Raw genomic sequence first — 14544 nt, forward strand, 5'->3', positions numbered from 1 at the left:
CATCATTTGATGCCCTTTTTTATAAGTAAAAAACAGTAAACCACTCATAAATAATAACAATATTAAATTTAGATGCATCAATAGGCTTTATTAAACCTTGTTCATTCAGCCCCTATTCAGCGAAAAAGCGGTACAGTGATTTCACAGACATTTTGCTGGAGTTATTCGATGAATAAATTGTTTCGTACGTTTTTTATCTTCTTAATTTTACTGTCAACCCGAGGCGCGATTGCTCAACCTAACGAAGTTAAATATAACAAGTTAGCCGAGTCATCTGATTTCAGCCAAACGTCGCACAATGACATTGACCAGCTAGTCAGCCTACGCGAACACAATACTCCCGCTGCAATTCAAGATACTCACGACTTACATGCATTAATGACTCGCGCTCCTCAAGCGCAGCAAGAGCTTGTAGACTTACTAAACCATATTAATCAAATGAGCCAGACAACAGCTATCATTCCTGCTACGAAAAGTTATGCTCGTGCCGCGCAAAAAGTGCAATTAAAGTTTAATGGCGACGCCAGCCAATTAACCGATATCGCCCGCGCCAGTGTGGTAGCCAAGGATGTAAGCAGCTTACTGGTAAGTTTTGAACAATTGCGCCAACACACTGATATTGTGCAATTAAAAAACCGATTTGCGACACCTAAAACCTCAGGTTATCGTGATTTAAATGTATTGGTTAAATTGCCACAAAGCCAAATGGTGGTAGAAGTACAGTTTCATTTAAATGACATCGCCGAGATTAAAAGTGGCCCAGAGCATCTCGTTTATGAGCAAATTCAAGCGATAGAGTTACAAGCAAAAAACCAGTCAAGAACAGTAAACGATATAGAAAAAGCCAATATTGCTAAGTTACGCCAAGACTCTCACAAGCAATACCATAAAGCTTGGCTAAACTATAAACGTCAAAGTATCTATCCATCATCAATACAAGCCGCGTAGTTATTCGCAGTAACAAACACCCTTTGGCGCTCATTTGAGCGCTTTTTTTTTGCCAGAAAAATGCATGCTCAAACACTTCTGCTATAATCGCGCCCAATAGCTTCCTGCTGGATATACACATGAACGAAATTATTGATCAACTGCAAGAGTTAAGCGAAACCGTACCGGTACCATTAGAGCTGCCTACTTTTGAGCAACTTGTTGAAGTTGAAGAGCAAATTCTTATTGGCTTACCTAAAGATTTAAAAGAATTTCTGCTAGAAGCCAGTGATGTGATTTATGGCACCATTGAACCGGTAACGGTTGCCGATCCTAACTCACATACTTATCTTCCTGAAGTGACCTGCTACGCGTGGTCTATTGGTATGCCGCGTGAACAAATTGCAATTTGCCAAGTCGGTGATGGCTTTTACTGCATTAACGAAGAAGGTGAAGTACAGTTTTGGAAAAATGGGCGTTTCAAAGAGGAAGGTTGGGAGTCATTGTGGGATTGGATTGAAGACGTGTGGCTTGGACAGTAAAATACTGTTGCCAATACAATAAACGTTAACGCATAGAAATACAGGAATAAACATGTCTAAGAATACCGGCTTGAACGCGATTGAAATGCAATATTTACGCTTATCTTTAGGCCTAACAACTGAACAAGTTGCCAGCCTGAGTGCCACCAGCAACGAAGATGTATTGGCCTGGGAAGCTGGCGAAAAAGATGCTCCCGTACCAGCACAAAAAAAATTACTCGATATCGATGACATTATCGAGATGCAAGTGCTAAACACCACCGATGGCATTGAAGAGTTATTTAAAAAAGAGCCAAAGCGCCGTTTAGCGTTTGTGGTTTACCCAACTCAAGCGCTTTACACTCAATATAACCCAGAGTTTTTAAGCTCATTGCCGCTAACTGAATTGTATAACACAGCAGCATGGCGCATTAAAAAAGAGTGTAAATTGTTGCTTGAAGTCGATGTGAGTTTAGTGGCATTGGATGCCGAAGCGTACAAAGCTTATCGCGCAGACACTGGCGCAAGTGAAAGTCGTGAAAGCCGTGCAAAATGGGCTGCGACTCAGCTTTAATCAATATTGTCGTCAAAATGATTGCGGTCTAGCATTCACTCAATTTTGACAATTAAAAAAGCCACCTAACACGTTGAGTGTTAGGTGGCTTTTTAGTGGTGCTTAATGAGCTTACAGTTAATCCAGCTTTAAAGCCGGATTAACGCCACTCATATCACTATCAAATTAGAACTTCATTGTCACTTTAGTGTAAACATAACGGCCTAGTGGGTTATGTACGCCCATTGCATAACCGTAAAGATCTGCATCGCCGTCACCAATCGCAAATGATGGTTCTTCATCAAACACGTTATTTACACCAACCGACAGTTTAAACATATCATTAATGCGGTATGAGCCAGACATATCAACTAACAACTGCGCGTCAACAGTACGCGTTTTGTTGTAATCTTCAAACTCGCCGATGTAGCTTAAGTTTACGTTGGCAGCAAAGTCGTCCATCATCCAGTTAGTTGTCGCTAACCAACGGTGTTGTGGATACTCGTACTCACCAGTGTAATCGATAGTCTCGCCATCAACTTCTTTTTCGAAGCTGATCAAGTAGCTGTACTCTAAACCGAACTTAATATCGCCATAGTTACTTAGCTCAAGGCCATAATGAGTCGATAAGTCGATACCTTGCACTTCTTGCGAACCGATGTTAACAAATCCAGATTTGATCACATCAATCGACCCAAATGTTTGACCTGCTTGTGGCGCAGTTCGTAAACACACGGTGCTGTTTTGATCGCCACAGTTTTCATCGTAAAGCTCTTGGTTTTGCAGTGAATCAATTTTGTTATCTTGAACAATATTGAATAAATCAAAACCAATATCAAACTGCTGACTTGGTGCCCAAATCATACCAATATTCCAGGTTTCAGACTCTTCAGCATCTAAATCAGGGTTGCCGGCAAAGATAAAGTTATAATCTAATAATCCACAGTCGACATTGTCGGCGGCACAACGATAGCTATCGATTAAAAAATCACTCTTTTCTGATGGGCCTAAACCAATTTGCGCAAGTGAGGGTGCACGGAACCCCGTAGACCAAGAACCACGTGCCGTTATCTCATCGTTAATGCCCCATTGGAAGGCAATTTTAGGGTTAGTGGTTGAACCAAAATCGCTGTAGCTGTCATAACGACCGGCTAACTGTAATTCAAAATTATCTGCAACAGGAATAGATAATTCTACGTAGGCGGCATGTTGATCACGCGAACCAAATGCAGATACCGCTTCAGTTCCAAAAATCAGACCTCGCTGGAACTGCTCATCTGGAATGTCACTGACACTTTCTTCACGATACTCTGCACCTGCTGCCATCATGATATCGCGATCTGCGATAGTAAATGCATGGCCAGTAATACTCGCATCATAGGCGGTAATGCTCGACTTACCCTGTCTAACTAAACTAGTGGTAATACGGTCAATCACATCTTGCGAGTTAGCTACGCCACCAAATGGATTGTAATTACCCGCATCGATTTCAGCTTGTAAGTAGTCAGTTCTTACCCAGCCTTGTGAACGATCGCCTGTTTGCGTTGATTCACTGCGGCCACGCTGCGCAGACACTTCCCAATCCCAATCATTTATGACGCCACGAAGACCAGCCACAATACGCATGGTATCTGATTCGATGTCCCAACGACGTGCGCCGGCATCAACGGTACGGTAACGGCCAATATCAATATCCTGCCCAAAAGGATTGTCTGGATGAGTACCAGGTACGGTCATTTTTGCTTTTTCATCCAATGGCGTTGGTGCACCGCCGGCTTCAGAAGTGTTGTGTTGTACAGACAATTCCAAAAATGCCGTTAAATCTTCACCTAACATGTAATCAAACTGGCCAATTGCTCCTACTCGTTCAGAAGTAGGAATGGTCATGTTGTATGGGCCATAGTCAAACAAACAATAATCATCACTGACGCTATCTGCAGGGCAATCAGGGTCAATGGTTTGCACGCCATTCACATAAAAATAGCCAGGATAGCCACGTGATGAACGGTAATCTTCACCACCGTAAGGTGATTGATAAGCTGTGCCAAAACGGCCCATATCTTCTGCAGATAAAGTACCGTTAGTAAAATAATCTAAAATAACTGACGCGCTGCCTTTATCGGCTTTTACGCCCCACACTAAACTTGCTGTGGTTTCGTCATAACCCGTACCACTGTCGTCGCCATAACCTAAGTTAATTTCAATGCCTTCAATGTCTTTTCTCAAGACAATGTTCACCACACCCGCGATAGCGTCTGAACCATAAATGGCTGACGCGCCATCTTTTAGGATGTCGATACGCTCAATAGCAGAAACCGGAATGTTGTTAATATCAACAAATGAGTTTGAAATACCTTCGGCAAATGCACTCGAACCAACCCGACGACCATTGATTAACACCAATGTCGCATCTGGGCCTAAGCCGCGTAAACTGATTGATGCACCACCGTTTGCGGTAGAATCCTGGCTGTTACCCCGGGTAGAAAATGCACCAGAGCCGTTAGCAGGCATACGTTCAAGTAATTGCTGTAGGTTGTCAAAACCCATGTTAGCAATATCGTCTTTGTTGAGTGATTGTACTGGCGAAGGCCCTTCAATATCAGTCCGTTTGATACGAGAACCCGTTACTTCAATGCGTTCAACTTTTGCTTGAGCGTCATCAGCCGCTTGAGCAATAAGTGAAACAGGAGCAAAAGAGAGTGAAACAGCGATAGCGCAGGCGCTTCGTAATAGGGTAGTTTTTTTCATGATCATCCTTAACGTTAATTTATTGTTTTATATCCATGACTACTGCAAACTGCGGCAACAACATTACCGCTTACTACTTTCTTGGATGCTAATCTACGTGTTCAAGTTATGTTAAATTTTAACAATGTCAATACATTGTAAGCACAATGCCGTAATGTAAATGCAACCAATCACTTAATCAAGAATAAACAATCAAAAAAAGTGAATTTAAATTCTTTTTATATGGAGGTCAGATGAGTGATCAAAAGCAAGTTAGTGCACACTTTCATGCAAACCTAGGCCTGTACTGGCTTGTCTCAGGTGCGTTGTTAATTTCAGTGAGTATTGTTGGTATTCCTTTGTTATTGCTGTGGTTTCCTTTAGGTTTATGGGCAACCAAACGGTATATTGCCAATATGAGTGCTGAGTTGACTCCCCAAAAACTGATTGTGCGTAAAGGATTATTAACCCGCACAGAGAACACGGTCCCTTTGGATAAAATAACCGATATGGCGCTTATCCAAGGGCCGTTAATGCGGGTGTTTGGTATACACAAACTGACCGTCGAAACGGCTGGGCAATCGGGTATGGGGTCGTTGATCAATTTAGTCGGCGTTGTCGATGTGCAAGCGTTTAGAGAAAAGGTGTTATTGCAAAAATCATTACTAACAGAGCGTCAATCTACGGTTGTAGATAACGTCGATATCGATCAATTATTGCTTGAGAACCTGCAACAAATGAATGCTACTTTGCTGCGTATTGAACAAGCGTTAACGCCACACTCTCCACAATAGGTTTTTGCTATTTATCATGTCGAATAAAAATAAACATATCTCTTTTACTACTCAAATTCATACTCTTTTAAAAGCCACAGGCCCGGGCATTTTAATGGCTGCCGCAGCCATTGGCGCATCGCATTTAGTTGCCTCTACTCGTGCTGGGGCCGAGTTTGGCTGGCAGTTAGCCTGGCTGATTTTACTCGTCAACATCCTAAAATATCCCTTTTTTGCCGCAGGCGCGCGCTATACAGCTGCCACAGATGAAAGCCTACTTCAAGGCTATCAAAAGCAAGGTAGAGGCTATTTAATGCTATTTACGGGGCTTAATGTCATCGCAGCGATTGCCAGTACAGCAGGGGTTTGCATGTTAACCGCGGCAATGCTGACGCAATTTGTGCCATTATCAATTGATGTTTTAGCACTGATGGTATTACTCAGCTCGCTAACGTTATTGATTTTTGGTCATTACACACTGCTCGACAAAATGACTAAAGTGATTATGTTTGCCCTTACCCTGACGACGTTAATCGCCGTCGCATTAGCCTTTAATCACCAAACGGGTTTGGCAACGCCATTGGCAAGTGAATCACCCTGGCAATGGGCTTACGTAGGCTTTTTAGTGGCGATGATGGGATGGATGCCGGCGCCCATTGAAGTCAGTGCCTGGAATTCATTGTGGCTCATTGAAAAACGCAAAAGCCAAACCGTCACCGCAAAACAGGCCATTTTTGATTTCAATTTAGGCTATGTCACCACCGCCATTCTCGCGATTGTGTTTTTAGCATTAGGCGCACTCGTGATGCACGGCAGTGGCGAGCGTTTCTCTGATTCAGGCGCGGTATTTGCCTCACAACTTATCACCCTTTATAGCCAAGTGATGGGCAATGAAACCCGTTATTTGATTGGTATTGTGGCTTTTTTATGTATTTTCAGCACCACTGTCACCGTCATAGATGGTTACAGCCGCACTTTGGATATGGGCTGGAAGCTGCTGTCTAATAATACGTCGCCACGCAGTTATTTAACGCCGGTGATGTTAGGTGTGAGTGCACTCGGCTTAATGCTTATTTTATTCTTTAAAGGAGCTTTGCTTCCATTACTTGAATTTGTGATGATCCTTGCCTTTATGACCACGGTCATTTTTGCCTGGCTAAACTTCCGCTTAATGACCAGTAAAAACTTACCTCAAGAGCATCGTTATGGCCCTGTTATGGTGGCTCTGTCTTGGCTCGGGTTAGTGTACTTAGTCAGTTTTGCACTGTTGTTTATTTATTGGTATTTAACAAAATGATTGGCTTAAAAGTGATGAGCTTAACCATGCTTGAACTCAAAGCCATAAAATCAATAACAGCGCAGATTTGCGGATTACTCAGCTTAAGCTTATTGCCTTTAACTGCTTTTGGAATCAGTTTTACCAACACAGATGTTCAAACCATTATTGATAATGACTCAAGGCCGTTTAGCGGTAGGATATTGATAAACGATAATCAACAAACCTATGTCGATTATCAAGCAGGAGATGGCATAGTCAAAGACAGCCGATTTATCATTGATTCAATCTCTAAAACCATCACTGCCACTTTAGTTTTACGTGCGGTTGAGCAGCAAAAATTAACCTTACACGATGACATCACTGATTATTTGAATATTGTGACTGAACATCCCGTCACTGTTGCGCAACTGCTTAACCATACCGCGGGCATTTTGCCGCCCAAACCGGCCAGCTTAAATACGAGGTCACAATTTATTCCTGCTAGCCAATTTAGTTACTCTAACTATGGCTACAAATTACTTGGCGATATACTGAGTCAACGCTACCACATGCCCTACTCTGATTTAGTTAATCAATTCGCCAAACAATACAAACTCGACATCAGTGCTGATGTCGGTGAAATCACGGCTATGTATGCGAATCAGCCGCATTTAGTCCCCGGGTTTATGGAGCAACAACAGCAACGAGTGCTTTTAGATGAGCTCACAATCGATGATAGTTTTATTGCTTTTGGCGCCATGCAAGCCAGTAGTCAAGGTATTGCCGCGTTTATTGCTGGTTTACAGCAACAGCGTTTTCTATCATCAGCCAGTGTCAAAGCCATGTCGACAGCCAGTGCCAATAGGCCACATCGCTGGGGTGAACTCGGTTATGGCTATGGTTTGCAAATTAGCCAACAAGCAGAATTATTAGAGTATAGCCATAGCGGTTACTTACCCGGCTACATCAGCCTGATGCTCTATTATCCGCAAGTACAATTAAGTGTGGTTATTTTAGAAAATACCTCATGGGACTTAGACAACATGGAGCGTGTTTTTGGTTTACATGACAAAATTCGCCAGGCAATAAGAAATCGACTAAAAACTGACGAATAATCTGACGGATCGCACATAACTCGCTATAATAGCGCTTCGTCACTTGACCTAAACCACTTATGCGCAGCCGCGCCAGAGAACCTTATGATTAACAATGATATTCTTCGCCGTATTCGTTTTGTTTTTGACTTTTCAAATGCCAAAATGATTAATGTTTTCAGCCAAGCTAATACCGAAATCACCACAGATGAAATTATTGCGCTGCTGAAAAAAGAGGAAGAAGAAGGTTATCAAGCTTGTAACGACAAATTAATGTGTCAGTTTTTAGATGGTTTGATTATCAACAACCGTGGCTTAAAGCAAGGTACAGAAGTGCCTGCACCATTAAAGCAATTAACCAATAATCTTATTTTCAAAAAACTGCGTGTTGCACTAGAAATGCGTGAAGAAGATATTATTGCAGCATTAGCCTTAGCAGATTTTGCCATGTCTAAATCCGAGCTAGGTGCACTTTTCCGTAATCCTGACCACAAAAACTATAAAACATGCGGCGACCAAGTGTTACGTAACTTTGTAAAAGGGTTATCGATTAAACACCGCGGTATGTAAGCTTTCTGAGAAAGTCGCAATGACCCACATTGCAACACGCTAATAATGCGTAGCTTAGGCTGCGCATTTTTGTCTCTAGCGTTTGAATTCAAACAAAGCTTATTGAATGTATTCATTTGAAGTAGGACTGTAGTTCATAATAAAAAACGTGATTTTAGTCACTTAACAGACCACAAAAAACATCAGACGTGATAATCTATCTTGAAAATATTCTAATCACAAACACACTTATAAAGGTTACCCATGGACGATAATAAACGCCCCCTATATCTTCCTTTCGCTGGTCCTGCGATTCTTGAATCTCCTCTGCTTAACAAAGGCACTGCATTTAGCGAAGAAGAACGCATTTATTTTAACCTTGAAGGCTTATTACCTTGGGTAATTGAGACTATCGACGAACAGGCATCGCGTGCATATGACCAGTTTAAGAGTTTCAATAACGACCTTGATAAACATATTTATCTGCGCAACATTCAAGACACCAACGAAACGCTTTTTTATCGATTATTGCGTAATCACATCACCGAAATGATGCCGATTATCTACACCCCTACAGTGGGTTTAGCCTGTGAGCGTTTCTCAAAAAACTATCGTCGTAACCGCGGGTTATTTATTTCATACCCAAACAAAGACCGTATAGATGACATCCTAAACAACTCTACTCGTCATAAAGTAAAAGTGATTGTAGTCACTGATGGTGAGCGTATTTTAGGCCTTGGCGACCAAGGTATTGGTGGGATGGGGATCCCAATTGGTAAATTATCACTCTACACCAGTTGTGGTGGCATCAGCCCAGCTTATTGTTTAGCCATTACCTTAGATGTGGGTACCGACAACCCGAATTTGTTAGAAGACCCTATGTACATGGGCTGGCGTCATCAACGTATTGGCGGTGAAGAATACGCTGAATTTGTTGAAGAATTTATGCAAGCTGTTAGCCGTCGCTGGCCAGATGCATTAATCCAATTTGAAGATTTTGCGCAAAAAAATGCCATGCCATTACTGGAACGCTACAAAGATCAATACTGTAGTTTTAACGATGACATTCAGGGTACTGCTGCTGTAACAGTAGGTTCATTGCTGGCCGCCTGTAAAGCAGCTAACAGCAAACTAAGCCAACAACGCATCACCTTTTTAGGTGCCGGTAGCGCAGGTTGCGGCATTGCCGAAGCCATTGTGGCGCAAATGGTTGCTGAAGGCATCAGTGATGAGCAAGCACGCTCTCAAGTGTTTATGGTTGACCGTTGGGGCTTGTTGCTAGACAACATGCCTAACTTGCTACCATTCCAACAGAAGTTAGCTCAGCAATGCGATCGCGTTAATGGCTGGGATAACTACAGCGACAATATTTCGTTATTGGATGTGGTTAACAACGCCAAGCCAACCGTGTTAATTGGTGTATCTGGCGCGCCAGGATTATTTACCGAAGAAATTATTCGTGCCATGCACAGCCACTGCGAACGCCCTATTGTGTTCCCACTGTCAAACCCAACAAGCCGTGTAGAAGCAACACCAAAAGACATTTTACACTGGACATCAGGTCAAGCTTTAGTGGCAACAGGCAGTCCGTTTGAGCCAGTTGTGGTTAATGGCGTAACCTATGAAATTGCCCAGTGTAATAATAGCTTTATCTTCCCTGGTATTGGCTTAGGGGTGCTATCTTGCGGTGCTAAACGCGTGTCAGATGAAATGCTAATGGCATCAAGCCAGGCGTTATCTGAATGCTCACCACTGGGTAAAAACGGTACGGGTTCGTTATTGCCAAAACTTGAAGATATTCAAGAAGTCAGTAAATACATTGCCTTTGCGGTTGCAAGAACAGCGATTGATCAAGGTTTAGCGTTACCGTGCACCGATGAGCTTTTACAGCAATCGATTGAAGCAAACTTCTGGGAGCCAGAATACCGTCGCTATAGACGTACCGCATTTTAATTAATATTAAGCGTCTTAAAACAAAAAATCCCAGCCTAGCTGGGATTTTTTATGTTCACTGAACATAGCTTAAGCTGACATCACCTGTTTAAAACTATTAAACATAGAACGATCGGTACGGGCTTTTTTAAGCTTACGGATACACTCTTTAAGCGACTGCTCAGCTAAACGACCGAATACGCCATCGTATTCATTATTATTCATTTCTTCTTCAGAATCCGCACTGTCGGCAATTTCTTGTGCAACTCGGCTTAATTGCATCCACGCATTGGCAATATAAAAGCCATGGAATTCAGCTTTGGTCATTAACTTCTGTGCACTGCCTGGCAGAGCATCCCAAGCGTGAGCAAATGCGTTAGCGTTATCTTCAATCAGCTCTTTAAATAAGCCTTCGTAAGCCTCTTGAAGTGTTTCTGGTAATTTGTCCATGGGTAGCACTTTATTGGCTACATTGTACGAAATCTGTTTGGCTACATCTTGATATTGCTGATCAACGTTACTCATGGTGTTCTCTCTACTTTTAGCAACTATGTACATAATATGTGGTCAACACTCAGGCGCTTTTAAGGCGACTCTGCAAGGCTATTCAGAGCAAAGTGTATATGAAGCCACAATCACAAAGGCGTCTTTATACTCGCGTACTTATGTGAATGCAAACGTCAACATCGATATTATTATTGCAAAAAGGACACAAAAACGCCTGCTGAACATGCCAAAAACAAGTATAACAAAACATTAACATAATATAATGACCGCGAAAAACTCATCCGCAAGACATTGATACAAAAAAACGCTATTCTTGGAAACGTTAAGCCTAAAATAATAATGAATGCTGGAACTCTGACACTTTGTTTACGCTAAAAATAACGCAATTGACTCGCACTATCGTACTCATGCTTTTGATGGGATTGAGTACTATTGCATATGCCAATTCTATCGAAAATAAACGAGCAGATGAAATTTATCAGCTTTTTGATAGCGGCAAATTTTTACCCGACGACGAAGTGAGCGAACTGCTACAAGAATACAAAAACAGTTTAGCCTCAAATGATACCGTCAGGCAGCAATTACATATCCGCTTAACATGCTGGAGCTTGCCTTCTGATACTACCGAGCAAATGACGGCAGCTATAGCTTATGCCGATGAATACCTTAAAATATATGCCCAACCCAGCCCATCTCTTATCCAGGTTGATCTGCAATTATGCAAAACATGGTACTTACATAATTTAGGTCAAAACAGCTCACTATTTGAGGCTTTAGATCGCGCTATCGACAATGCTTATTTGCTTGAAGACCCACGTCTTATTGCGGACGGACGCAGTATTAGAGGCTCAATACTATCTTATATGGGTAACTTTTCAGCCGCATTAGAAGATCTCATCACAGCGCAAAACTTATATGAAACCCTTAATATTCCTTATTGGGCTAACGTCAATTTAAGTGAGCTAGCCAACAGTTACAGGCGCTTTGGCGATGCGACAACAGCGTTAAAATATCAATTAATACTTGAACAGTACTACGTTGACAACCAACAGAAGTTTGCAGCAAACCGAACGAACAACGAAATAGCCATGTCACTCGAAGAGCTCGGTCGGTTTCAGGAAGCGATTGTGCGCTATCAAAAAACATACGAGTTTTGGCTCAACGAAAAAGAGTACATTTTCGCTGCAGATACTTCGATCAGTATGGGTGGTAATTTAATTAATTTAAATCGTTTAGATGAAGCAAAATTGGTACTTGAACAAGCCGAAAAACAGATTAAATCTGATAATAATGGCAATTATAGTTATATGAATTTATATCTTGCCCAAGTCCACTCCAAACTCAACAATAATGCCCAAGCGTTAGAGTACATTCAAAAAGCCGAAAAAGCCTTTATTTACAGCGAAAATGCTCGTGGGCTCAACCAAGCTTTACGCTTAAAAAGTGAGGTTTATCAAGCTCTAGCGCAATGGCCTGAGGCCTATCAATCATTATCGGCCTATGTTGACTCACACGAAGCACTCGACAAGCAAACCATGTCAGACAGAAAGTCTGAAATGCAAACTCGTTTTGATACCCACAAAATTCAAACTGAAAACGACTTGTTAGTGCAGCGAGACAAAGACAAAGAGCAACAATTGCAGATAATGCAGCGCAACGAAAACATGCAAATAATCATTATTATCTTAGTGGCGATTATTTTAATCATTGTGTCGATTTTCGCCTATAAACAATTGATGCGAAAACAGTTGTTTAGACGCCTTGCACTCACCGATGAGCTAACTAAATTATCAAATAGGCGTGATACCTATTCACAGGGGCAGCATTTTTTAAAAGTGGCTCAACTCTCTGGCAAACCTTTTTCGATTATCTCTTTCGATGCCGACCATTTTAAACGTGTTAATGACCAACTTGGTCATGATATTGGTGACAAGGTTCTGGTTAAACTGGCATCGATTTGTGCCAGTATGATGCGAGACACCGATGTGGTTGGCAGAGTGGGCGGTGAAGAATTTCTAGTATTATTGCCTAACATCGATAAAACCAAAGCCATCGAAATTGCGGAGCGCTTAATCGAAACCATTGCACATTATGATTGGCAGCAAATTGCGCCTAACTTAGCACAAACCGTCAGTGCTGGGGTTGCAAGCTACAGTAGCGAAGTAGAGCTATCGCCATTGTTACTCAAAGCCGACAAAGCGCTCTATTCCGCCAAAGCAGCGGGCAGAAACTGTGTTAAATCCGAGTAAAACGGGTATAATTTCTGCGTGTTTACTCAATGATAGTGTTATGACTGCAACGACCCCAGAATCAAATCCAGATCAACATCTAGATCTTACCAGCCAATCAGCTGAGCCATGTCCATTGACAACGGCTCAGCTTGATGCGCTCAACCGACAAATCAAACTCTGGGGTAAAGAACTCGGTTTTGCTCACATTGGCGTGGCAGACATTGATTTAAGCCAACACGAAGCGGGATTGCAAGACTGGTTAGATAAAGGCTATCACGGTGAAATGAACTACATGGCGAGCCATGGCATGATGCGCGCCAGGCCTAATGAGTTACATCCTGGCAGCTTACGAGTCATTTGTGCACGTATGGATTATTTGCCACCTGATGCCGGTTTTGCCAGTAATTTAACCAACCCAAACTTAGCCTATATCTCGCGTTATGCGGGTGGACGTGATTACCATAAAATGATCCGTCAACGGCTTAAAAAACTCGGTGATAAGATTACTGAACACTGCAAAACCCTTGGATTTGAAGACACCGACTTTAGACCATTTGTCGATTCTGCACCGATATTAGAGCGACCACTGGCAGACAAAGCTGGACTGGGCTGGACGGGCAAACATTCACTGATTTTACACCCCGACGCTGGCAGTTGGTTTTTCCTTGGTGAACTGCTCATTAACCTCCCCCTACCTTTAGATATTCCGATTGAAGAAGGCTGTAACACTTGCGTTGCCTGCATAAAGTCATGCCCTACAGATGCGATAGTTGCGCCATATGTCGTTGATGCTAGGCGCTGTATCTCTTATTTAACGATAGAGTTGCAGGGCGCGATCCCTGAAGAATTTAGACCTTTAATCGGTAACCGAATTTATGGTTGTGACGATTGCCAATTAGTCTGCCCAGTTAACAGCAAAGCACCATTAACCCATGAAAGCGACTTTCATACCCGTCCATCTCTCATCCAACCGGACTTAATCAGCTTATTTAATTGGTCTGAGGCCGTGTTTTTACGCCAAACCGAAGGCAGTGCAATTAGACGTATCGGCCATAAACGCTGGCTACGTAACATCGCCATTGCATTAGGTAATGCACCTGCAAATCCCGATATCATTGCCGCACTCGAGCAACGTAAACTCAGCAATGAAGTCGATGACATGGTGCTAGAGCATATCGATTGGGCCCTAGAACAACAAAAGCAAAAAGCGCCACAAGAGGCGCTTTCACGTAAAACTCAACGAGTCATCCGCTCAGTACAAAAAGGCTTACCAAGAGACGCCTAGGCTGTAGGTGTTTTCGTCTGAGTCAGACTAAACCGTCATGATGTTAAGCATCTAATGTAAAGCCCACTTTTATGGTGACTTGCCAGTGAGCAAAATACCAATTCCAATAATTATCTGGTCATTCAGCGGGAATTCTGCGCTTTTTTAGGCAAGTAATAGGATTGTAGACATAGTTGTTCTACGTCAA

Annotated in this window: 12 protein-coding genes; 10 read left to right on the forward strand and 2 right to left on the reverse strand. The window is 42.3% G+C overall.

Features of this window, described 5'->3' with window-relative positions:
- The first annotated feature begins 168 nt into the window (after positions 1-168).
- The 3 genes from AC19MX_RS03395 (at position 169) to AC19MX_RS03405 (ending at position 2022) form a co-directional block, all read left to right on the forward strand.
- Positions 169-948, forward strand: a complete 780-nt coding sequence (locus tag AC19MX_RS03395; RefSeq protein WP_432399140.1) for a RelA/SpoT domain-containing protein — start codon at positions 169-171, stop codon at positions 946-948.
- A gap of 119 nt (positions 949-1067) precedes the next feature.
- Positions 1068-1469 carry an SMI1/KNR4 family protein gene (locus tag AC19MX_RS03400; protein WP_432399141.1) on the forward strand — a complete coding sequence of 134 codons (402 nt, stop codon included), beginning with the start codon at positions 1068-1070 and terminating at the stop codon, positions 1467-1469.
- A gap of 52 nt (positions 1470-1521) precedes the next feature.
- Positions 1522-2022, forward strand: a complete 501-nt coding sequence (locus AC19MX_RS03405) for a DUF4447 family protein (RefSeq protein ID WP_432399142.1) — start codon at positions 1522-1524, stop codon at positions 2020-2022.
- Between the two features lie 165 nt (positions 2023-2187).
- On the opposite strand, the gene AC19MX_RS03410 is transcribed toward AC19MX_RS03405, so the two are convergent.
- On the reverse strand, positions 2188-4749 hold the full coding sequence (locus tag AC19MX_RS03410) for a TonB-dependent receptor (RefSeq protein ID WP_432399143.1): 2562 nt from the start codon (positions 4747-4749) through the stop codon (positions 2188-2190).
- Between the two features lie 233 nt (positions 4750-4982).
- On the opposite strand from AC19MX_RS03410, the gene AC19MX_RS03415 reads away from it, so the two are divergent.
- The 5 genes from AC19MX_RS03415 (at position 4983) to AC19MX_RS03435 (ending at position 10355) form a co-directional block, all read left to right on the forward strand.
- Complete coding sequence (locus tag AC19MX_RS03415) at positions 4983-5522, forward strand: PH domain-containing protein (protein ID WP_432399144.1); 540 nt, start codon at positions 4983-4985, stop codon at positions 5520-5522.
- Positions 5523-5538: 16 nt separating this feature from the next.
- Positions 5539-6798 (forward strand): NRAMP family divalent metal transporter, encoded by a 1260-nt coding sequence (locus AC19MX_RS03420; RefSeq protein ID WP_432399145.1) that lies wholly within the window; start codon positions 5539-5541, stop codon positions 6796-6798.
- Positions 6795-7874 (forward strand): serine hydrolase domain-containing protein, encoded by a 1080-nt coding sequence (locus AC19MX_RS03425; protein WP_432399146.1) that lies wholly within the window; start codon positions 6795-6797, stop codon positions 7872-7874. The genes AC19MX_RS03420 and AC19MX_RS03425 overlap by 4 nt, the downstream gene beginning before the upstream one ends.
- Before the next feature lie 84 nt (positions 7875-7958).
- Positions 7959-8423: a YehS family protein gene (locus tag AC19MX_RS03430; protein WP_432399147.1), complete on the forward strand. Its 465-nt coding sequence runs from the start codon at positions 7959-7961 to the stop codon at positions 8421-8423.
- Positions 8424-8666: 243 nt separating this feature from the next.
- Positions 8667-10355 (forward strand): NAD-dependent malic enzyme, encoded by a 1689-nt coding sequence (locus AC19MX_RS03435; protein ID WP_432399148.1) that lies wholly within the window; start codon positions 8667-8669, stop codon positions 10353-10355.
- Positions 10356-10424: 69 nt separating this feature from the next.
- Here AC19MX_RS03435 and AC19MX_RS03440 read toward each other — a convergent pair whose 3' ends face one another.
- Positions 10425-10859, reverse strand: a complete 435-nt coding sequence (locus tag AC19MX_RS03440) for a DUF3069 domain-containing protein (RefSeq protein WP_432399149.1) — start codon at positions 10857-10859, stop codon at positions 10425-10427.
- Positions 10860-11263: 404 nt separating this feature from the next.
- Here AC19MX_RS03440 and AC19MX_RS03445 point away from each other — a divergent pair, with 404 nt between their 5' ends.
- Positions 11264-13090, forward strand: a complete 1827-nt coding sequence (locus AC19MX_RS03445) for a tetratricopeptide repeat-containing diguanylate cyclase (RefSeq protein ID WP_432399151.1) — start codon at positions 11264-11266, stop codon at positions 13088-13090.
- Positions 13091-13130: 40 nt separating this feature from the next.
- Positions 13131-14357: a tRNA epoxyqueuosine(34) reductase QueG gene (queG, locus tag AC19MX_RS03450; protein WP_432399152.1), complete on the forward strand. Its 1227-nt coding sequence runs from the start codon at positions 13131-13133 to the stop codon at positions 14355-14357.
- Positions 14358-14544 lie beyond the last annotated feature (187 nt).

Source organism: Shewanella sp. MF05956, from assembly GCF_059758055.1.